Origin of the sequence: Cellvibrio sp. UBA7671, assembly GCA_002483145.1 — a bacterium.
GTDB classification, from domain to species: domain Bacteria; phylum Pseudomonadota; class Gammaproteobacteria; order Pseudomonadales; family Cellvibrionaceae; genus Cellvibrio; species Cellvibrio fibrivorans.
Map to the genome: position 1 here is coordinate 528,389 of DLHJ01000014.1, position 20,145 is coordinate 548,533.

Annotated in this window: 22 protein-coding genes; 4 read left to right on the top strand and 18 right to left on the bottom strand. The window is 47.3% G+C overall.

The features are described 5' to 3' along the window. Positions 1-366: 366 nt before the first annotated feature. Positions 367-2,103 carry an NAD-dependent malic enzyme gene (locus tag B4E62_RS14080; protein WP_414633266.1) on the bottom strand — a complete coding sequence of 579 codons (1,737 nt, stop codon included), beginning with the start codon at positions 2,101-2,103 and terminating at the stop codon, positions 367-369. Between the two features lie 100 nt (positions 2,104-2,203). Here B4E62_RS14080 and B4E62_RS14085 point away from each other — a divergent pair, with 100 nt between their 5' ends. Then, on the top strand, positions 2,204-2,560 hold the full coding sequence (locus B4E62_RS14085; protein WP_331352475.1) for a HopJ type III effector protein: 357 nt from the start codon (positions 2,204-2,206) through the stop codon (positions 2,558-2,560). Positions 2,561-2,562: 2 nt separating this feature from the next. Further along, on the top strand, positions 2,563-2,988 hold the full coding sequence (locus B4E62_RS14090; RefSeq protein WP_331352476.1) for a secondary thiamine-phosphate synthase enzyme YjbQ: 426 nt from the start codon (positions 2,563-2,565) through the stop codon (positions 2,986-2,988). Between the two features lie 58 nt (positions 2,989-3,046). Here B4E62_RS14090 and ffh read toward each other — a convergent pair whose 3' ends face one another. Beyond that, positions 3,047-4,438 carry a signal recognition particle protein gene (gene ffh / locus B4E62_RS14095; protein WP_331352477.1) on the bottom strand — a complete coding sequence of 464 codons (1,392 nt, stop codon included), beginning with the start codon at positions 4,436-4,438 and terminating at the stop codon, positions 3,047-3,049. A gap of 257 nt (positions 4,439-4,695) precedes the next feature. On the opposite strand from ffh, the gene B4E62_RS14100 reads away from it, so the two are divergent. Next, positions 4,696-5,496: a cytochrome C assembly family protein gene (locus B4E62_RS14100; RefSeq protein ID WP_310070042.1), complete on the top strand. Its 801-nt coding sequence runs from the start codon at positions 4,696-4,698 to the stop codon at positions 5,494-5,496. Positions 5,497-5,499: 3 nt separating this feature from the next. On the opposite strand, the gene B4E62_RS14105 is transcribed toward B4E62_RS14100, so the two are convergent. The 14 genes from B4E62_RS14105 to B4E62_RS14170 all read right to left on the bottom strand — a co-directional run bounded on the left by B4E62_RS14105 (position 5,500) and on the right by B4E62_RS14170 (position 17,638). After that, positions 5,500-5,799, bottom strand: coding sequence for a hypothetical protein (locus B4E62_RS14105; RefSeq protein ID WP_310070040.1), 300 nt, complete (start codon positions 5,797-5,799; stop codon positions 5,500-5,502). A gap of 18 nt (positions 5,800-5,817) precedes the next feature. Then, the gene (locus tag B4E62_RS14110; RefSeq protein ID WP_331352478.1) at positions 5,818-6,669 is read right to left on the bottom strand and encodes an HAD family hydrolase; all 852 of its coding nucleotides are present in this window, start codon (positions 6,667-6,669) and stop codon (positions 5,818-5,820) included. After that, positions 6,666-6,866, bottom strand: coding sequence for a hypothetical protein (locus tag B4E62_RS14115; protein ID WP_331352479.1), 201 nt, complete (start codon positions 6,864-6,866; stop codon positions 6,666-6,668). The genes B4E62_RS14110 and B4E62_RS14115 overlap by 4 nt, the downstream gene beginning before the upstream one ends. A 14-nt stretch (positions 6,867-6,880) precedes the next feature. Next, complete coding sequence (gene cysS, locus B4E62_RS14120) at positions 6,881-8,281, bottom strand: cysteine--tRNA ligase (protein ID WP_331352480.1); 1,401 nt, start codon at positions 8,279-8,281, stop codon at positions 6,881-6,883. Position 8,282: 1 nt separating this feature from the next. Beyond that, positions 8,283-10,004: a glutamine--tRNA ligase/YqeY domain fusion protein gene (locus tag B4E62_RS14125; RefSeq protein ID WP_331352481.1), complete on the bottom strand. Its 1,722-nt coding sequence runs from the start codon at positions 10,002-10,004 to the stop codon at positions 8,283-8,285. Positions 10,005-10,128: 124 nt separating this feature from the next. Next, entirely contained in the window at positions 10,129-11,193 is a 1,065-nt protein-coding gene (gene mltG / locus B4E62_RS14130; RefSeq protein ID WP_331352482.1) for an endolytic transglycosylase MltG, read from the bottom strand. 13 nt (positions 11,194-11,206) lie between these two features. Further along, on the bottom strand, positions 11,207-12,079 hold the full coding sequence (gene pabC, locus B4E62_RS14135; protein ID WP_331352483.1) for an aminodeoxychorismate lyase: 873 nt from the start codon (positions 12,077-12,079) through the stop codon (positions 11,207-11,209). 72 nt (positions 12,080-12,151) lie between these two features. Continuing rightward, positions 12,152-13,393, bottom strand: a complete 1,242-nt coding sequence (gene fabF, locus B4E62_RS14140; RefSeq protein ID WP_331352484.1) for a beta-ketoacyl-ACP synthase II — start codon at positions 13,391-13,393, stop codon at positions 12,152-12,154. Positions 13,394-13,585: 192 nt separating this feature from the next. Next, positions 13,586-13,822 carry an acyl carrier protein gene (gene acpP, locus B4E62_RS14145; protein ID WP_007640684.1) on the bottom strand — a complete coding sequence of 79 codons (237 nt, stop codon included), beginning with the start codon at positions 13,820-13,822 and terminating at the stop codon, positions 13,586-13,588. A gap of 194 nt (positions 13,823-14,016) precedes the next feature. Then, positions 14,017-14,760: a 3-oxoacyl-ACP reductase FabG gene (gene fabG, locus B4E62_RS14150; RefSeq protein ID WP_331352681.1), complete on the bottom strand. Its 744-nt coding sequence runs from the start codon at positions 14,758-14,760 to the stop codon at positions 14,017-14,019. Between the two features lie 75 nt (positions 14,761-14,835). Beyond that, positions 14,836-15,777 (bottom strand): ACP S-malonyltransferase, encoded by a 942-nt coding sequence (gene fabD / locus B4E62_RS14155; RefSeq protein WP_331352485.1) that lies wholly within the window; start codon positions 15,775-15,777, stop codon positions 14,836-14,838. 57 nt (positions 15,778-15,834) lie between these two features. After that, entirely contained in the window at positions 15,835-16,857 is a 1,023-nt protein-coding gene (gene plsX / locus B4E62_RS14160) for a phosphate acyltransferase PlsX (RefSeq protein WP_331352486.1), read from the bottom strand. 24 nt (positions 16,858-16,881) lie between these two features. Continuing rightward, entirely contained in the window at positions 16,882-17,064 is a 183-nt protein-coding gene (rpmF, locus tag B4E62_RS14165) for a 50S ribosomal protein L32 (protein ID WP_310070006.1), read from the bottom strand. Positions 17,065-17,104: 40 nt separating this feature from the next. Continuing rightward, a complete protein-coding gene (locus B4E62_RS14170; protein ID WP_310070003.1) occupies positions 17,105-17,638 on the bottom strand; it encodes a YceD family protein in 534 nt (177 codons plus the stop codon). A 130-nt stretch (positions 17,639-17,768) separates the two neighbouring features. Between B4E62_RS14170 and B4E62_RS14175 the strand changes: the two genes are divergently transcribed. Further along, positions 17,769-18,386, top strand: coding sequence for a Maf family protein (locus tag B4E62_RS14175; protein ID WP_310070001.1), 618 nt, complete (start codon positions 17,769-17,771; stop codon positions 18,384-18,386). Here the strand turns inward: B4E62_RS14175 and B4E62_RS14180 are convergent. After that, positions 18,353-19,000: an HAD-IA family hydrolase gene (locus B4E62_RS14180; protein WP_310069998.1), complete on the bottom strand. Its 648-nt coding sequence runs from the start codon at positions 18,998-19,000 to the stop codon at positions 18,353-18,355. The genes B4E62_RS14175 and B4E62_RS14180 overlap by 34 nt on opposite strands. 21 nt (positions 19,001-19,021) lie before the next feature. Then, positions 19,022-20,023 (bottom strand): 23S rRNA pseudouridine(955/2504/2580) synthase RluC, encoded by a 1,002-nt coding sequence (gene rluC, locus B4E62_RS14185; RefSeq protein WP_414633267.1) that lies wholly within the window; start codon positions 20,021-20,023, stop codon positions 19,022-19,024. Positions 20,024-20,145 lie beyond the last annotated feature (122 nt).

Here is a 20,145-nt window from a genome sequence, read left to right on the forward strand (position 1 = left end):
TTTGCTTCTGCCGCAAGTTCCTACATGCAATGCCTTTCAGTATAGGTAACAAGAAACGAATATGTGCTTATCATCACCTCTGTAATCAGCCTCGCTCCCTCACCTAACACCTATTCTGCATCAGCTACAGCAGAAACGATAGCAAGAATGGCGCAGAAGTCATCATTTTTTACTTGTGTGGCGATTTTATGGTCAACATGACCAGTTGTCACCCCTTTCCTTCGACAAATCCAATTAGAATCACACACTCTCGGCTATCGGATTGATGTGTCGCTATTTCTTACAATCTCTGCAGAAGCCTAGCATAGAAGAGCCAATCGGGTCATTGCATATATTATTCGCCGAATCAGGTAATCACCTCTAGCCCTAAAAAGAGGTGCGCCGATACTCCCTATACTCAGGCTGCCAAAAATTCTTTTCGATTTTTTCATCAATAACATCGTGAGGTATCGGCAAGGCTACCCCATCGGCTATCGCCTGCAAAATGACCGCTCTAGCAATCAATTTGCTCACCTCTCTGATGTCACCCAATGGCGGCAACAAAGCCCCCGCCCCGAACTGAACAGCGGGCGATGCATCAGCCAATGCTTTGCTCGCAGTCATCATCATATTATCCGTGATGCGTGCTGCCTTGGCAGTGATAACTCCCAGACCAATGCCCGGAAAAATGTAACTATTATTGCATTGGGCAATCTCAACGAGCTGCTCCCCCATGTGAACGGGTGGAAATGGGCTGCCGGTTGCAACCATTGCCTTACCGGATGTCCAACGCAGAATATCCACCGGCTGCGCTTCTGCCTGTGAGGTTGGGTTTGAGAGTGGCAATATCAATGGCCGCTCGCAATTTACCTGCATTGCTTCGACAACCGCCTTGGTAAACAAACCCGCCTGACCGGAAACTCCAATCAATACCGTAGGCCGCGCATTGCTCACCACATCCAATAAATTGATGGCGCCATCAATGCGGCTGTGCGCCAATGTCCAACTGCTCACCACATCATCAGGAGTACAAAAGGGAATCTGGAAATCAAATAAATCCGGCATATTGCGCTGTAACAATCCATCGCGGCTAATCAAAAAAATCTTACTGCGCGCTTCCGCATCGCTCGCGCCTTCTGCTTTCATTTGTTTAACGATTTGATCTGCAATTCCACATCCAGCCGAACCTGCACCCGCAAACACGATGCGCTGATCTCTTAGCATTTCACCTTTCGTTTTACAGGCCGCAATCAAGGTACCGACCGCAACAGCTGCAGTACCCTGGATGTCATCATTAAAACAACAGAGTTGATCGCGATAGCGATTCAACAGTGGAGTCGCATGGTCCTGTGCAAAATCCTCAAACTGCAGCAGCACATTTGGCCAGCGCACCTTAACTGCTTGCATAAACTCATCGACAAACCGGTAGTAATCATCACCTGTGATGCGCGGGTGACGCCACCCCATATACATAGGGTCATCCAGCAGTGCTTGATTATTGGTGCCGACATCGAGCGTTACGGGCAATGTATAGGCCGGGCTGATACCTCCGCAGGCTGTATAGAGCGCAAGCTTACCGATAGGAATACCCATACCGCCGATGCCTTGATCACCCAACCCTAGGATACGCTCGCCATCGGTAACGACGATCACTTTGACATTTTGTTTAGTTGCGTTTTGCAGCATATCCTCGATTCGGTCACGATCAGGATAGGAAATAAACAAGCCGCGTTTGCGTCGATATATTTTGGAAAACTGCTGGCAGGCTAACCCTACGGTAGGGGTATATATCAGCGGCATGATCTCTGTGAGGTGATCAGTTACCAGGCGGAAATACGCTGTCTCGTTGGTATCTTGAATATTGCGCAGATATATATGTTTATCGATCGGTGATTCAAATGAACAGAGCTGCTGGTAAACCCGCGCTTCCTGCTCTTCAATTGTCTCAATGTTATAGGGCAGCAAACCCTCGAGATTAAACTGCTGCCGCTCACGCTGGGTAAAGGCACTGCCTTTGTTTAACAGCGGTGCTTCCAGCAATGCAGGACCAGCAAAGGGAATATAAATAGGACGTTTTTTCGCCATGGCATTCACTGACAAATTCTGTGGATATAGTGCAACCATAGCGCAATTGCAGTCGAACAACCAGCAAAGGAATAACAATTATTATTTTGTCCATAGTGTGGGTAAAATACTTAGCATTTTTACTTACTGGTGAACCGATATGACTCTCAATACTTTTTTTGCGACACTTAACTCAGCACCAGACACGATCCAATTTAGCGATACCATTGCCGTTATCGAGGCCCATTATGAGTTCACACCTACAGCATTCCAAAATGGATCGATAAAAAATGAAGCCGGGCAAAATTCAGGCTCTTGCAAATTATTTTCGTTTGCTAAATTACACGAATTAACCGAACAGCAAACACTCGCCTGCTTTGGCGATTATTACCGCGTCGATGTATTACAACATCCCGATGCCCAAGATCATCAAAACATTCGCAATTTTATGCAATATGGTTGGAGTGGTATTCAATTTGATAACCAAGCATTAACAAAAAAAATCCTAAGCAATTAATCATGTGGACACAAAAAGAATTCAGTTTAACTGCTCGCACCCGGGGCTTTCATTTGATTACCGATGAAATCTTGCGGCAGTTACCTGAGCTGGCGAGCTATAAAATCGGCCTGCTGAATATTCTGCTTAAACACACATCCGCATCGCTAACCATTAACGAAAATGCCGACCCAACCGTGCGCAAGGATTTTGAAAGCTTTTTTAACCGCGCAGTGCCACAAGATGAGCCTTATTACTTGCATAACGATGAGGGTAGTGACGATTTACCCGCACATTTAAAAGCCAGCATTCTTGGCGCCAGCGTCAATATTCCCATCACCAATGGACGTTTAAACCTGGGAATCTGGCAAGGAATTTATCTGTGCGAGCATCGCAACCATGGCGGTAGCCGCACATTAGTCGCAACACTTCAGGGCGACACCTTTTAAATACTACAGACAATAAAAAACCCGCTGGTAGCGGGTTTTTTATTAGATGGATCAAAATTTATTTACGGAAGCCCGGGGGTAAAACACCGCCATGTGCTGCACCGCCGCCCGGCATCATACCGCCGATACCGCGCATCATTTTCTGCATGCCGCCGCCCTTCATTTTGCCCATCATTTTTGCCATTTGTTTGTACTGTTTTAACAAACGGTTGAGATCCTGAATTTGTGTGCCCGAACCTGCGGTAATACGGCGTTTGCGCGAGCCACTTAAATCATCCGGATTGCGGCGTTCTTCCGGGGTCATGGAATTAATAATCGCTTCCATGGTTTTAAACTGCTTGCCCATGTTGGCGGTCTGCGCCATTTGCGCTACGTTGCCAAGGCCAGGCAACTTATCCAGCATTGAGGGTAAACCGCCCATGTTTTGCATTTGCTGCAATTGATCGCGCAAATCTTCCAGATCAAATTTTTGACCTTTGCTGACTTTCTTGATCAGTTTTTCCGCTTTCTCTTTATCAACTGTACGCTCAACTTGTTCGATCAGCGAGAGCACATCACCCATACCTAAAATGCGTGAGGCAATACGGTCAGGATGGAAAGGCTCGAGCGCATCAACCTTCTCGCCCATACCCAAAAACTTGATTGGCTTGCCAGTGATGTGACGTACAGAAAGCGCCGCACCACCGCGCGCATCGCCGTCAGCTTTGGTGAGGATGACACCAGTCAATGGCAGCGCATCATTAAATGCTTTTGCGGTGTTCACTGCATCCTGACCGATCATAGCGTCGATCACGAACAGGGTTTCAATCGGGTTAATCGCAGCGTGCAGGTCCTTGATTTCAGTCATCAAGTCTTCATCGATATGAAGACGACCAGCGGTATCTACAATCAACACATCAAAGAATTGTTTCTTCGCGTGATCAATCGCATTGCGCGCAATATCAAGCGGCTTTTGCTCGCCGGTGGATGGATAACATTCAACACCCACTTCTGCCGCCAAAGTTTGCAATTGCTGAATCGCCGCCGGACGATATACGTCGGCGCTGACCACCAAGACTTTTTTCTTTTCCCGCTCTTTCAAAAAGCGCGCAAGCTTGGCCACCGAGGTCGTTTTACCTGCACCTTGTAAACCTGCCATCAAAACAATAGCGGGTGGCTGTTGGGCAAGGTTCAGCGATTCATTCGCTTGCCCCATAGTCGCAATCAGCTCAGCTTCAACGATCTTGATAAATTGCTGGCCGGGATTTAGCGCCTTGCTAATCTGCTGGCCCAGAGCGCGGCTGCGCACCTGGTCGATAAATGCTTTAACAACTGGCAGCGCAACATCTGCCTCCAGCAACGCCTTGCGCACGTCGCGCAACGCATCCTTAATGTTGTCTTCACTAAGGCGCGCCTTGCCGGTGATACTGCGCAGCGTGTGGGATAAACGGTCGGTTAGATTCTCAAACATAGCCTGTCTCGAACAAACGGTTGATTCGCGGCGGGTCAAACCCAGTGGATTACTCCGAGCCCAGCCCATAAAAAGTGGCGGCGATTATACCCCCAAAGCCAGTGTAATTGGTGCAATCTCCTACAGAATCCCGACGCCTACCGCGATTTGCGTAATAAGGACTCTTCTCATCTACCCTTCTCTTTAAGGGTACCTTGTGACACACTTGCGGCCTTGGTTTAGCCTATGAAAACACCCTACGGACCAGCCCTATCAGTATGATAACCCTAAGCGCCAACCTGATCGCCATTCTTATCTATACCGCCGCAGCCATTTATTTTGGCAGCCAGTTCGCGCGTCAAAAATCCTTTCAGCCATCGCAGCTGCTCAGCACTGCAGCATTGGGACTTATTGCTCACGGCATAGGGGTTTACGGTATCAGCGTGAACGGAAGCAGTTTGAACTTCAGCTTATTCTCCGCTTCATCGCTTATTTTCTGGGTAATTAACGCGATTGTACTAATTAGCAGCCTGAAAAAAGAATTGCATAATCTGTTTTTATTATTGTTCCCACTCTCTGCAATATCCGTTATCGCCTCCATTACTGCCACTAATCCCGAATGGCAACACTCACTCAGCTACACCATCGCTGCGCACGTTATCCTCTCCATACTCGCTTACAGCTTGCTGACGATCGCCAGCTTGCAGGCATTGATATTGGCCTACCAAAACCATGCCCTTAAAAACAAAAGCCGCATAGCAAATGCGCGCTTGTTGCCACCGCTGCAAACGATGGAATCACTACTGTTTGAATTGTTGTGGGTAGGTGAAATATTACTGACGCTGGCAATACTGTCAGGTTTTTATTTTCTGGAAGATATGTTCGCGCAGCACCTCGTGCATAAAACCGTATTCGCACTCAGTGCCTGGTTTATTTATGCGTTGCTCTTGTGGGGACGCCATCAAATGGGGTGGCGCGGGACTAAAGCGATTCGCTGGGCACTGGCAGGATTTATCTGTTTGATGCTCGCTTATTTTGGCAGCAAGCTGGTGCTGGAAGTTATATTAAACCGGGTGTAGCTTCTAATCGCGTTTCGTTTGCTGATCTTCGTTATTCTGTTCTTTTTCATCGTGATCCTCATCAATCTTAGTAGTGGCTGCGGGATAAGTATTTTCCCCGCGACTCATAAACTTGCGCAACAACCAACCCAGCAAAGCAGCAAGTCCAATCAAGCCGACCAGGAATACAAGGATAACGAGTAAATAGCCACCCAAGTCTTCCCAATCCAAGCCCCAGCCATACACCGCCAGCATCAAAAAACTGAAGCCGGCAATCAGGTTTACGCCCAAGCCACGGTGTTTGAATAGTCTGCGAAAAATCATATTAAGACCGGATTTATACTAGAGATTTAAATGGTTTAAGGCGAAAGCGACACCTGCCTCATCAGCAGTTTTAGTTACCCAATCAGCGACAGATTTTACATTTTGATTGGCATTACCCATGGCAACACCAATACCCGCCATCTGCAGAAAATCCATATCCGACTCTGCATCGCCAAAGGCAATAACTTGATGGGGTTTCAACTGATGGTGATGCAATAAACAATCAAACGCACGCTGTTTGGTTGCAGCACCAGAAATGACGCTGGCGAATTGCCAATCAGGATATGCCACCAAGTAAGCACGCGCAAAAATCAACTGCGGAAACTGTTTTTCTAGTAGCGAGATTTTACCGTCGTTAACTGCGCGATTAACTCCCACCAACAACTTGGAAACGCTGCTGCGGCTCACCACAGTAAGCAAATCGTCAACTTCAGGATTTACACGAAGGTGCGCAGCATGCACACGGCTAATTTCAGTCTGCTCCTGCACATAAAAACCACTTGGTGTATAGACCTCTGCATACAAACCCAATGCTTGCGCAGACTGCACAACAGCCAGTGCATCAGCAACTGGCAAAGGCACCTCAAGCAATGTCTGTTGCGCACAAGGATCAAATAAATGCGCGCCGGTATAAAACATACCTGCATCGCTAATGCCTAATTCATCCACTAAGAAACGCGCTGCAAAATAGGGGCGCCCTGATGCAATCGCCGTTTTTATTCCTTTGGATTTCAATCGTGCAATCACAGGATAAAGTTGGGGATGAATTTGTCCGTGCGAATCAAGCAGCGTGCCATCAATATCGAAAAATGCCAACCGAATATCGGCCGCTGCCGTAAGCAAATGTGCGTCCGGTTGCATCACACTCATGCAATTACAAACTGCACGAGCACATAGGCCAAACCAAAACCACCAATCGCTATCAGTTTTACCAACACACTCTTTTGAATGGGCGATAAAAACTGAAAGCGCGGATGTTTGGCAACAAGTAACTGCGCCAATACATAAATCAATAAAAAGCCACCCGCCCAATGAAGCGCATATTGGTTAAATAATTCTGCTTTCATAATCGCTCATTAACTCAGGTAGATTCACGGCGCCATTGTGTAGTGCCATCGCGGGAATCCTCCAACACCACACCGGCAGCAAGCAATTCTTTGCGGATCTCATCGGCACGTGCATATTGTTTGTCTTTTTTTGCCTGAATACGCTCAGCAATCAAACGCTCAACATCATCAGCTGCGATTTGATCTGAGCCGCCCGCTTGCAAAAACACCTCTGGATTTTCTTGCAATACACCCAAAATCAATCCTAATGCTTTCAACTGACCAGCGAGATTTTTGGCCAGCTCCGGGTTGTTTTTGGCATTATTCAAATCGCGCACCAAATCAAACATACCGGCTAAAGCAACGCGGGTGTTGAAGTCGTCGTTCATGGCTTCAACAAATGCGAGATAATAAGCGCTCGACTGGATCTCATTCAATGACAGAGGAGCAATATCAGCGTAATCGCGCAAGCCGCCATAAAAACGCTCAAGTCCACTACGCGCCTCAATCAAATTGTCTTCGGCATAGTTAATGGGGCTACGGTAATGACTGCTGACCAGTAAAAAGCGTACCACTTCCGGATGATACTTTTCCAACACATCGCGGATGGTGAAAAAGTTGCCGAGTGATTTCGACATTTTTTCGCCATCAACACGCACGGCGCCAGCATGCATCCAATAGTTGACATACTTGCAACCGTTAGCCGCTTCACTTTGGGCGATTTCATTTTCATGGTGCGGAAATGGCAAGTCGGGACCACCACCGTGAATATCAAACGTTTCACCGCAGCAATTTTTGCTCATCGCGGAGCATTCAATATGCCAACCGGGACGGCCATTTCCCCAAGGGGATTTCCATGCAGGCTCTCCTGCCTTCGCGGCTTTCCACAAAACAAAATCACGGGGATCTTCTTTGACTTCATCAACTTCGATGCGCGCACCAACCAATAACTCATCAACGTTTTTGTTGGTGAGCTTGCCGTAATCGGCGAAGCGCGTTACGCGGTAATACACATCACCATTACTAGCTGCATAAGCAAATCCTTTGTCGATCAACGTTTTGTTCATATCAACAATTTGATCAATATAGGCTGTTGCACGCGGCTCAATATCAGGGCGAGCAATTCCCAAGCGGGCTTCATCTTCGTGCATATAATCGATAAAGCGTTTAGTCAGCGCAGAAAACTCTTCACTGTTTTCATTGGCGCGCTTGATAATCTTATCGTCGATATCAGTAATGTTACGTACATAGCTAACATCCCAACCCTGACTACGCAGGAATTTGGTAATAACATCAAAAGCGACCAGCACTCGCGCGTGACCAATATGGCAATAGTCATACACGGTGATACCGCAGACATACATAGAAATCTTGCCCGGGTGAATCGGTTTAAAAATTTCTTTTTGGCGTGTGAGTGTGTTGTATATCTGTAGCATGTTATTCCTGATCTTCTGTTTTGCCGAAGCTGTCTTTTAAACTGATGGTACGGTTGAATACGGGCTTTGCTGCGGTACTGTATTTACTATCCAAACAGAAATAACCTTGACGCTCAAATTGGTAGCTATTGCCAACAATGGCACCGGCCAAACTGATTTCTGCTTTACAGCCTTGCAGAATTTCCAAACTCTCAGGATTAATACAATCGAGGAAATTCTTACCACCGGCATCAGGAGCTTCATCGGTAAATAAACGGTTATACAAACGAACTTCGCAATCAAGATGATTGGTTGCCGAGACCCAGTGAATAACGCCCTTGGGCTTTACACCATCCGCAGGATCTTTACCCAAGGTGCCTTCGATGATTCGTGCACGTACTTCAACAATATTGCCAGCAGAATCTTTGATCGCCTCATCAGCTTCAATTACATATGCTCCACGCAAACGTACACGCTTACCAGTGACCAAACGCTTGTATTTTTTATTGGCTTCTTCGCGGAAATCCTCTTGCTCAATAAATACGGTTTGCGTAAATGGAATCGTGCGATCACCTAAATCATCACGGTTGGGATGATTATGCACATTCAAGGTTTCCACTTTTTCAGCTGGATAATTGGTGAGCGTCACTTTCAAAGGTTTCAACACACACATAGCGCGCGGCGCGTTTTTATCCAAATCATCGCGCACACAAAATTCCAGCACACCAACATCGACAATACCGTCCGAGCGGGTAACGCCGATACGCTCGCAAAAATCGCGCAACGCAGCGGGTGTAAATCCACGGCGACGCATACCGGATATAGTCGGCATGCGCGGGTCATTCCAACCATCCACATGGTTTTCATCGACCAATTGTTTTAATTTACGCTTACTGGTTACCGAATAATTAATATTCAAGCGCGCAAATTCATATTGGCGCGGCACCGCTGGCACGGGCAAGTGTTGGATAAACCAATCGTACAACGGTTTATGGTCTTCAAATTCAAGGGTGCAAATGGAGTGGGTAATTCCTTCAATTGCATCGCTTTGACCATGGGCAAAATCGTATGAAGGATAAATACACCATTTGTCACCGGTTTGATGATGATGAGCCTTCTTAATGCGATAAATAATGGGGTCGCGCAAATTAATATTGGGCGATGTCATATCAATTTTTGCGCGCAGTGAGCAAGCACCTTCCTCAAAGGCTCCCGCGCGCATTTTTTCAAACAGCGCGAGATTTTCTTCCACACTGCGCTCGCGGAATGGACTGTTCTTACCCGGCTCAATCAATGTGCCGCGATACTCACGCATTTGCTCTGCCGTTAAATCGCAAACAAATGCCAAACCATTGTTGATTAAATGAATAGCCCATGCGTGCAACTGATCAAAATAATCCGATGTGTAGCGCACAGCACCATCCCATTTAAAACCTAACCACTCTACATCCTGCTTGATGGAATTAACGAATTCTTCGTTTTCTTTTTCAGGATTGGTATCGTCAAAGCGCAAATTGCAAGCACCACCAAACTCTTCTGCCATACCAAAATTCAGGCAGATAGATTTGGCATGACCGATGTGCAGATAACCATTAGGCTCGGGCGGAAAACGCGTGACGATTTTTTTATGCTGCCCTTGCTCCAGATCTTTGCGGATAATTTGTTGGATAAAATGCAAAGGTTTGGTTTTTACTTCTGTACTGTCAGTATCGGCAGTACCAATCGTTGAATGATTGTCGCTCATAGGATAAATAAATCCGTTAGGTGTGATCGTAGATCAGGGGTGGTCATCGAGAATTGGGGCTATTGTACTGAGTCGAGGGCGCTTTTCATACCGCGAAAAATAGCGCGCAACGCGCAAAAAACACTCAATTTTCCACTGCAGATGGCGGTGCCGCACGATAATCACTGCGCCGGTTCAACTGATAGCGCCTGACCGCCTGGTTGTGTGCATCCAGCGTATCGGAAAACTCGCTGGTGCCATCGCCTTTGGCGACAAAGTAGAGCGCCCTGCCCGGCGCTGGATTGAGCGCCGCTTTGATCGAAGCCGCGCTGGGAAGGGATATTGGTGTGGGCGGCAATCCCGGGATCACGTAGGTGTTATAAGCTGTCGGCTCTTCGAGGTTCTTACGGGTAATACGCCCTTTGTAATTGTCGCCCATACCGTATATCACCGTCGGATCAGTCTGCAGTTTCATGCCCTGTTGCAAGCGGCGGACAAAAACACCGGCAATTTGGTCACGCTCACTGTGATGCCCGGTCTCACGCTCAACTATCGAAGCCATGATTAAGGCTTCATAAGTGTTTTTATAAGGTAAATTTGATGCACGCTTTGCCCATTCAACCTCAAGCAGAGATTGCATTTTACGATAGGCATTTTGCACAATTTCCACATCCGACGTATTGCGGCTAAAGCTGTAGGTGTCAGGAAAAATCCACCCTTCCAGATCTTTCACCGGCAGCGCTAATAATGCCAACTGATCAGCAGAAGATTTACCCGCAAGTAGGTGATCAATGCTATCCATTTTTTCCAATGCAACCAGCGCCTGCTTTACCGTCCACCCCTCTACAAAAGTGACTTGATACAAAATCACATCGCCCTTAATGAGTTTTTGTAGCAAGCTTTCCGGCGTTGTGCCCTGCGGGAAAAAATACTCGCCTGCATGAACTTTGTTGGCGTCATTCAACCGCGCATAAAGGCGCAATAAACGCGGATGTTTTAATACACCAGCCACACCCATATCATTGGCCAAATGCCCGAGGGATTGGCCCTGCTTTAATTCATAGACATAACCTGCATCCGATATTTGCAGTGGCGTTTTCAACCAATTCTGTACATAAAACCACACCGCCAAAAGGCTCAAAAAAGCAGCAAGAAAAACTCCCCCCGCCACGCCCAATAACTTCACCGTAAACGATATTTTTTTGCTCATAAGGGATTCGTTGTTATTCGCCCAGCAAGTGCGCTAATTGTTGCTGTAAGGTCCGGGTAATCTGATGGCTGCTGTAACTAGTGAGCGTTGCAGTCACTGATTGCCGGTCATCGACCAACATATTTACCGGCCAGATACCATAGACACTATTGCACAGAAATATTTCATCGGCCCCGCGCACAAAATCCAATTCCATATTCACGATCTGGCAAGCCAATCCCAGCGCGGGCGCCAATTTTTCAGTAATGGTGCGGCGCATAACGCCAGCAACACCGGCAGCGGATAAATCTGGTGTATACAACTGATTATTTTTTACCACAAAAAGGTTGCTGACCGTTGCTTCAACAACCCTGCCCTGTGCATCAAGCAATAGACCTTCCGCAAATTCATCCTGCCACTCTGCACGCGCCAGAATGTGTTCAAGGCGATTTAAATGTTTCATGCCCGCCAATGCTGGCGCCTGCGACAGGCGCAAATCGCAAATACGCACAGCAACTCCATTTCGGTATTGCTCAGTCTGTAATGGAGTACACGGAAAAATACCAATGCAATAGGTTGGCACAATCTGATCAGGCAGACGATAGCCGCGCCCACCAACACCACGGGTCAGGATAATTTTTACCACTGAGTGTGCGATATTCGCATTGCGGAGATACGCCAGCATGGCATCGAGGTACTGCGCCAATAAACTCTCATTGAGTGGGATTTTTAATCGCTCAGCGCTACGCGACAAACGCTCGCGATGGTAGCTCCAAAGCGGAATCGTGCCCCGGCTATAACGGCAGGTTTCAAACACACCATCACCATAGGAAAAACCTCGATCAAGTGGCGATATGGCCGAATCGAGTATACCGTTGACGCTGATCAGGGGCAGATTGATTGACATAGGTGGAGTCTATACAAAAACGCCGGACTGTCTCCAGTCCGGCGCCATTTTTTAACTCAAAATAAACAAGAATTACAACTTGCGGAAAATCAACGAGCCGTTAGTGCCACCAAACCCAAAAGAGTTGGACAACACTGCATCAATTTTGCGCTCTTGCGCTGTGTGCGGTACCAGATTGAGATCCGCACAGGAGTCTTCCGGATTATCCAAATTGATTGTCGGCGGCGCAACTTGATCGCGAATCGCCAACACACTGAATATCGCCTCAACTGCGCCCGCAGCACCCAGCAAGTGCCCAATCATGGATTTGGTAGAGCTTACAGCGACCTGCGCCGCCGCCGCCCCCATAACCGACTTCACTGCCTGGCACTCCGCCTTATCGCCAGCAGGTGTTGAGGTTCCATGAGCGTTGATGTAATGAATTAACTCGGGCGATATGCCCGCATCCTGAATTGCATTGCGCATAGAGGCTGCTGCACCTGAACCGTCTTCTGGTGGTGAGGTCATGTGATAGGCATCGCCGCTCATACCAAAGCCAATCAGCTCGGCATAAATTTTCGCACCGCGTTTTTTCGCGTGTTCGTACTCTTCTAACACTAATACACCGGCACCATCGCCAAGTACAAAGCCATCGCGATCTTTATCCCAGGGGCGGCTTGCAGCTTGCGGATTATCATTGCGTGTTGAAAGCGCACGTGCAGCAGCAAAACCACCTAATCCCAATGGTGTGGTTGCCATCTCTGCACCACCGGCCACCATCACATCCGCATCGCCATACTGGATCATGCGCGCGGCAAAACCAATACTGTGCGTACCTGTTGTACAAGCAGTTGTGATAGCAATATTTGGGCCGCGCAACCCAAACATGATCGACAAATTGCCTGAGATCATATTGATGATGGCGCTGGGCACAAAAAACGGGGAGATTCGGCGCGGCCCCTTGTGCTCAAGCGTAGATGAACCCTCTTCAATGGTTCCTATGCCACCGATACCTGAACCAATCGACACACCAATTCGTCCGGCATTGGCTTCAGCAATCTCCAATCCAGAATCGCGAATTGCCTGAATACCAGCAACCATGCCGTATTGGATAAATGGATCCATTTTGCGTGCTTCTTTGCCGGGGAAATAATCATCCACCACCAAACCTTTCACCGATGCACTAAATTGCGTGGTAAAAGCCGATGCATCAAAGTGGGAAATAGTTGCCACACCACTTTTCCCGTTGACAATGCCATGCCAAGTATCTGCAACGGTATTACCCAGTGAACTGATCATACCCAGACCAGTAACTACAACTCTTCTACGCGACACGATTGAGGTTCTCCTGCGAAAGATGATTGAGTGCAACAAGCAACACCCCAACTATCTTGGTGATTCGTAAGAAATCGAAAAATACGATTGGACAATGCCTTGCGGCAAAAGAAAAAGCCGTACTATTTTGCAATAATACGGCTTTTCGAAAACAGGTATCAGCTGCCGGTTAAATAACTACAAACAAGCAGGTTATGCCAGATTGGCATTGATGTAATCGATAGCTAATTGAACGGTAGTGATTTTCTCGGCTTCTTCATCCGGAATCTCAGTTTCGAATTCTTCTTCGAGAGCCATTACCAACTCTACGGTATCCAAAGAATCAGCGCCCAGATCTTCGACGAAAGAAGCTTCGTTTTTAACTTCGTCTTCTTTCACACCCAGTTGCTCAGCAACGATCTTTTTTACGCGTTCTTCAATGCTACTCATGATGTTATGTAACTCCTAGTGGTTATATGTTCGAAACACCTGACTGATCAAGCCAAAAAACAGCTGAGTCGAGCGTTCCGGTCAAAATCGTCGCGCATTTTACATCGATTTTCAGGTTGTTGTAATGCCAAGAGGCAAATTTCTTTGATTTTTAGAATATAACCCATAAAAAACAACAAGTTATAAGCAAAAAATTACGCCATATACATGCCGCCATTGACGTGAATTGTCTCTCCACTGATGTAAGCACCCGCATCACTGGCGAGGAAAACAACAACAGAAGCAATCTCTTCAGGTGCACCAAGACGCCCTAATGGAATACGGGATAAGAGCTGTTGTTTTTGCTCTTCTGGCAACACTTTAGTCATATCGGTATCGATAAAACCTGGCGCAACGGTATTCACGGTAATATTGCGTGAACCCACCTCTGCGGCCAAAGAGCGCGCAAAACCGGCGACACCAGCCTTGGTTGCGGCGTAATTGGATTGCCCTGGATTACCCATTGCACCCACAACCGAACTAATATTAATAATGCGTCCCCAGCGGGCTTTCATCATACCGCGCAACACACCTTTACTCAGGCGATAAATTGCGCTCAAATTGGTATTGATAACATCAAACCACTCTTCATCACTCATGCGCATCAACAAATTATCTTTAGTGATGCCGGCGTTGTTAACCAGAATTGCAGGTGCACCGAATTCATCACCCACTTCTTTCAGCAAAGTCGTAACAGAATCAGCATCGGTTACATTTAATACTTTACCAGCACCGCGAATACCAAGCTCGGTAAAACGCGCAGAAATTTTCTCCGCACCTGAGACACTGGTAGCAGTGCCGATCACAATCGCGCCCGCCTTACCCAACTGCTCAGCAATAGCTGCACCAATACCGCGGCTGGCACCAGTAACCAATGCAACTTTATCATTCAGGTTCATCATTTATCGTTCCCTTATAAAAATCTAGAAAGTAGAAAACTAAAAACAGATTAAAAAAATGGAATATTCAATTAGCTAAACAAAACTGATTAAAGCTGCCTGCAACTCTTCCGGCTTTTCAACTGAAGTTGTTATTAGTTCGGCTTTGATGCGCTTATTCAAACCAGAAAGCACCTTGCCTGGACCACACTCCAGCGTAGCTGTAATTCCTTTTTCAGACATAGCATTAACGCATTCAACCCAACGAACAGGACTATAAATTTGCTCGATCATTAGTGCTTTAATTTTTTCCGGATTCACTTCAGTTTCTGCTGTCACATTGTGAACAACAGGCGTTTTGGGCACAGAAAAAACCGTTGCGATAATTTGTTCTGCCAAACGCTCTGCTGCGGGACGCATCAACTCAGTATGAAACGGCGCGCTTACTGGCAAAGGCAATGCACGCTTTGCACCAGCTTCTTTGCAGAGAGCACTCGCACGCTCTACTGCCGATGCCGAACCTGCAATAACAACCTGACCAGGTGAATTAAAATTCACTGCAGCAACCACTTCACCCTGCTCTGCTTTTTTGCAGGCATCAAGAATCAAAGCATCATCAAGACCGATAATCGCGGCCATAGCACCCTGCCCTGCAGGAACAGCCTCTTGCATAAATTTTCCGCGCTGCTGCACTAGCTTTACTGCATCTTTAAATTCCACTACGCCGGCGCACACCAACGCTGACCACTCACCCAAACTATGGCCAGCCATCAGCGCAGGCTGACTACCATTTTTTTCTTGCCACGCACGCCATACTGCAACGCTCGCCGTTAACAAAAGCGGTTGGGTGCGCTCGGTTAAATTAATTTCGTCTTGCGCGCCGGTTTGAACTAACGCCCACAAATCGTAACCCAGAACACTCGATGCCTCAGAAAAAGTTTTTTCTACTATTGAGAACTCGGCCGCTAGTTCTGCCAGCATGCCAATTTTTTGCGAGCCCTGACCCGGAAATACAAAAGCAAGATGTTGATTAGCCATAATGATTAAACGCTTCTCTTTTTGGGGAACATTAAATTTTTAGAAATGTAGATTTTACTAAGCTTTAGCAATGCCTTCAGCTTCACACAACACCCGCTGGATTCGTGCAGGCACTTTATGGATAACTTGTTCACGCGCCACAACAAGTGCCTGTAAAAATGCTTTTTCATCTGCGCCGCCATGACTTTTAATGACAGTTTTTTGCAACCCTAGAAAACTTGCACCATTATATACCGATGGATTCAACTCGTGCTGTAAGCGCTTAAGTAAAGGCAGCGCCAACAGACTCAAACATCTATTAAATAAATTTTGTTTTACAATCTTTGAAATTTTATTTGCGATAAATAGTGCGACACCTTCGCTGGCTTTTAATGCAATATTGCCGTGAAAACCATCACAAACTATAACATCTACCGCTCCGGTAAAAATGCTATTTGCTTCGACAAAACCGACATAATTAATGCGCGGATCTTCTTGCAAAAGTAATTGTGCAGCTTTTAACGTATCAGTCCCTTTTTGCTGCTCGGTGCCAATATTCAAGAGTGCAACACGCGGAGATACTTCACTTGACGCACCAGCCAAGACACTTCCCATCAACGCAAACTGATGAAGGTAGTCCGGAGGGCAATTAATATTAGCGCCCAAATCCAATAAATAGGTACTTCCTGCTTCCACAGGCATGGATTTACAGATAGCCGGGCGCTCAATAGCTGGAAAGGTTTTAATCAGGAATTTTGCTATAGCCAACAATGCTCCTGTATTGCCCGCACTCACACAGGCATCAACGTCATTGTTGCGTAACAAATCCAATGCCATCCACATTGAAGAATCTTTTTTCTGACGCAGTGCCAGCAAAGGATCATCATGCATGCTGACCACATCAGCAGCATGCACCAGCGAAATCCGCTCGTGTAATTTTTGGGATTGGGAAAACAAAGAAAGAAGCTGGGTTTCATTGCCAACCAACAGCAAATCCACATCAGGAAATTGTGTTAAAAATTTTTGAGAGGCTGAAATAGCAACGCGGGGACCTAAGTCCCCGCTCATAGCGTCAACCGCTATTCGAATTCTTGCCGACAAGGTGCAGTCGTCTTGAGTAAATAATTACTCGTCGCTGCCTTTGTCAATCACTTTACGGCCGCGATAGAAACCGTCAGCAGTCACATGGTGACGCAGGTGTTTCTCACCGCTGGTAGCGTCAACTGACAGGGTTGGACCGGTCAGGGCATCGTGTGAACGACGCATGTCGCGCTTGGAACGAGATTTTTTGTTTTGTTGAACTGCCATGGTTTGCTCCTATTTACTTACTCGTTGGAACCGAGGCGCCTCAGGGTTTCGGCGAGCTCTTTAATTGTTCCAACACCTGAAATGGGTTTTTCTCTCTTTTTACTTCCACCGGTTTGCCACTCGAATAAAGCTTGCTATCGATGCAAGGCTCTTCGTGATAAGCAACGGCAGGTAAACTTAACAACAGCTCCTCTTCGATCATATCGTAGAGATCTGTAATGCCCTCGCCCGTAATCCAAGGCTCAAAGTGTGGCGGCAATTTATTTGCCCCCTCTTCGTCCCATACAATTCCGAGTGAGATATCGCTTTGAACAGGCACTGTCACTGGCTCCAAGCAACGCTGACAAATCAAAGACAATTCAGCATGCGCAGTTCCAACAACAACCTTTTTCTTTTCCTCACTAATCTTGAACTCAAGCTTTACTTGAACTTCTCCACCTGAACTTTCTGTAGCCTCTGTAACACGGGCGAGGTCAGAAACAGCAATATAACCCTCCAAAACGACGCCGTGTTGGGCGAATTTTCGTGGGTCACCCTGCCGAGGCAGAACTTTGTTAGAAGGGGTCTTAAACATAAGCGCGCCATAATAGGGATATCACCCTGCGGTGTCAAAGAAAAACTGGTCAAATAGCGCTATTTAGTGGCTTGGGAGTAGAATCGCCCCCTTATTTAGCGTTTCACTACCCATAAATTACGGCCATTTCATGACACCCCCCAAAATACTGCTTGCCTCAAGCTCTATCTATCGCCGCCAGTTACTACAAAAACTGGGACTAGCCTTCGACTGGGCAAGCCCAGATATAGATGAAAACCATCAACCGGAAGAGAGCCCCGCGCAACTGGTGTACAGGCTCGCCGAAGCCAAAGCTCACCGCCTTGCAAGCACTTACCCAAACCACCTGATTATCGGCTCAGATCAAGTCGCAACACTCGACAACTGCATACTGGGCAAACCCCACACACATATAAATGCTGTTGCGCAACTCAGAAGTTTTCGCCAACGCGAAGTCACATTTTTGACCGGCCTGTGCCTATTCAACGCGACAACAAACCGCACCCAAACCAGTGTTGAGAGCTATAAAGTCAGATTTCGCAACCTGTCTGATGAGCAGATAGAGAGCTACTTACAGCGCGAGCAACCCTACGATTGCGCCGGTAGTTTTAAATCGGAGGGATTGGGGATTTGCTTGTTTGAGCAACTTGCGGGCGATGACCCAAACACGCTAATAGGTCTGCCGCTAATTGCCCTTACCCGGATGCTTGCCACAGAAGGAGTGGATCCACTAAGTCAGCCAGCCAATTTTTTCCATGTAAGCAATTGATCAAACCGATCCAGGCACAACTCCGGCTGATAGCTATGCAATCGGTCAACATGGTGTGCCCCGTAGCTAACTGCAATACGCGGCATATGAATACGGCGCGCCATTTCCATGTCGTATTCAGTATCGCCAATCATTACTGCTTCACCCGCAGCCACACCAAATTCACACAATAACTCTTCCAACATCAAGGGATCAGGCTTGGATGCCGTTTCATCGGCACAACGGGTAGCATGAAAAAAATCAGCCACACCCAGCACCCCGAAAATACGATCGAGCCCCTTGCGGCTTTTCCCTGTAGCAATAGTCAAAGTATGCCCATCAGCCTTAAGGCGGTGCAACGTATCCATAACACCCGGAAAGAAATCGGACGGACGCACCTCATCAAGTGACAAAAAATGGGTTGCATAGGCATCGCGCAAACGCTGACGCCCAGACAAATCAACTTCGGGATACAAACGGTGAATGGCCTCCGGCAACCCAAGGCCAATAATGTTGTGAATATGATGATCAGCCAATGGCACCCACCCCATATCCTGCGCAGCAAGCTGCATAGCCTTGGTAATTTTGGCCTTTGAATCACTCAGGGTGCCATCCCAATCAAAAATAAACAGCAATTGCTCTCTCCACAATACAGGCTAACTAACCGCAAGCAACTTTCCCAAAGGGATGGCCAAATCAGGCGGCAAGGGAGCATCAACATGCGTAAGCTCGTCCGACTCGGGCAAATAAAACGAGAGCGCAGAGGCATGCAAAAACAAACGCTTTATACCCTGCCCGCGCATTGCTTCATTGATCTCATCATTGCCATACTTTTCATCACCCACTAGCGCACACCCTGTGTACTGAGCATGCACCCGAATTTGATGAGTCCGGCCAGTAATCGGCCGCGCCTCAACCAAACTAAAACCATCAAAACGTTGTAACAACTTAAACTCAGTCAAGCTTGGCTTACCTTCGGGATGAACCCGCACCACCCGCTCTCCACCTGCCACCTCTGTTTTCAACAAAGGCGCATTGACCTGATGGGCGCGTTTGGGCCAATCACCAATCACCAGTGCCTGATACACCTTGGTTATACCCCCCGCACCTGCAGACTTGTCGCGCAACGCAGCTTGTAAGTGACGCAAATAGCTACGTTTTTTAGCCACCATAATGCAACCAGACGTATCCCGATCAAGGCGGTGCACCAACTCCAAATGACGAGCTTCGGGGCGCATCTGGCGCAGCGTCTCAATTAATCCGAGCGTAATGCCGCTACCGCCATGCACTGCCAAGCCCGGCGGCTTGTTGATAATCAATAGGCCATCATCCTCAAACAGGATGGATCTGGCCAGCAGCGCCATCATTTGATGGCTCGCTTTAGCCTCAGTCCCCGCCTCCGCAGTCCTTATCGGTGGAACCCTGACCGAGTCGCCCGCCATTAATTTGTATTCAGGCTTTATCCTTCCCTTATTAACACGTACTTCGCCCTTTCGAATCACATTATAAATTTTCGATTTGGGCACACCTTTGAGACGTGCAATCAGGAAGTTATCGAGTCGCTGACCAGCCTGATCTTCATCGATAGAAATGATCATCACCTGTGCAAATGGAGAGGATTCGATAGTTTGAGATGTATTTTCAGGGGATATTTTCATAGCCGCCATGATACCCGATACCACCTGATAACCGAACCAGCCACACCATTTAACGAGCTAAAAACTTATGTAAATCACTGATTTAATTGCCGCATATGAGGAGAGCTGCTATATTCAGACAG

Excerpts from the sequence above, each read along its gene's own strand:
- B4E62_RS14080 (WP_414633266.1), bottom strand. The coding sequence starts at position 2,103 with ATGGTTGCACTATATCCACAGAATTTGTCAGTGAATGCCATGGCGAAA.
- B4E62_RS14085 (WP_331352475.1), top strand. The coding sequence starts at position 2,204 with ATGACTCTCAATACTTTTTTTGCGACACTTAACTCAGCACCAGACACG.
- B4E62_RS14090 (WP_331352476.1), top strand. The coding sequence starts at position 2,563 with ATGTGGACACAAAAAGAATTCAGTTTAACTGCTCGCACCCGGGGCTTT.
- ffh (WP_331352477.1), bottom strand. The coding sequence starts at position 4,438 with ATGTTTGAGAATCTAACCGACCGTTTATCCCACACGCTGCGCAGTATC.
- B4E62_RS14100 (WP_310070042.1), top strand. The coding sequence starts at position 4,696 with ATGATAACCCTAAGCGCCAACCTGATCGCCATTCTTATCTATACCGCC.
- B4E62_RS14105 (WP_310070040.1), bottom strand. The coding sequence starts at position 5,799 with ATGATTTTTCGCAGACTATTCAAACACCGTGGCTTGGGCGTAAACCTG.
- B4E62_RS14110 (WP_331352478.1), bottom strand. The coding sequence starts at position 6,669 with ATGAGTGTGATGCAACCGGACGCACATTTGCTTACGGCAGCGGCCGAT.
- B4E62_RS14115 (WP_331352479.1), bottom strand. The coding sequence starts at position 6,866 with ATGAAAGCAGAATTATTTAACCAATATGCGCTTCATTGGGCGGGTGGC.
- cysS (WP_331352480.1), bottom strand. The coding sequence starts at position 8,281 with ATGCTACAGATATACAACACACTCACACGCCAAAAAGAAATTTTTAAA.
- B4E62_RS14125 (WP_331352481.1), bottom strand. The coding sequence starts at position 10,004 with ATGAGCGACAATCATTCAACGATTGGTACTGCCGATACTGACAGTACA.
- mltG (WP_331352482.1), bottom strand. The coding sequence starts at position 11,193 with ATGAGCAAAAAAATATCGTTTACGGTGAAGTTATTGGGCGTGGCGGGG.
- pabC (WP_331352483.1), bottom strand. The coding sequence starts at position 12,079 with ATGTCAATCAATCTGCCCCTGATCAGCGTCAACGGTATACTCGATTCG.
- acpP (WP_007640684.1), bottom strand. The coding sequence starts at position 13,822 with ATGAGTAGCATTGAAGAACGCGTAAAAAAGATCGTTGCTGAGCAACTG.
- fabG (WP_331352681.1), bottom strand. The coding sequence starts at position 14,760 with ATGAACCTGAATGATAAAGTTGCATTGGTTACTGGTGCCAGCCGCGGT.
- fabD (WP_331352485.1), bottom strand. The coding sequence starts at position 15,777 with ATGGCTAATCAACATCTTGCTTTTGTATTTCCGGGTCAGGGCTCGCAA.
- rpmF (WP_310070006.1), bottom strand. The coding sequence starts at position 17,064 with ATGGCAGTTCAACAAAACAAAAAATCTCGTTCCAAGCGCGACATGCGT.
- B4E62_RS14170 (WP_310070003.1), bottom strand. The coding sequence starts at position 17,638 with ATGTTTAAGACCCCTTCTAACAAAGTTCTGCCTCGGCAGGGTGACCCA.
- B4E62_RS14175 (WP_310070001.1), top strand. The coding sequence starts at position 17,769 with ATGACACCCCCCAAAATACTGCTTGCCTCAAGCTCTATCTATCGCCGC.
- rluC (WP_414633267.1), bottom strand. The coding sequence starts at position 20,023 with ATGAAAATATCCCCTGAAAATACATCTCAAACTATCGAATCCTCTCCA.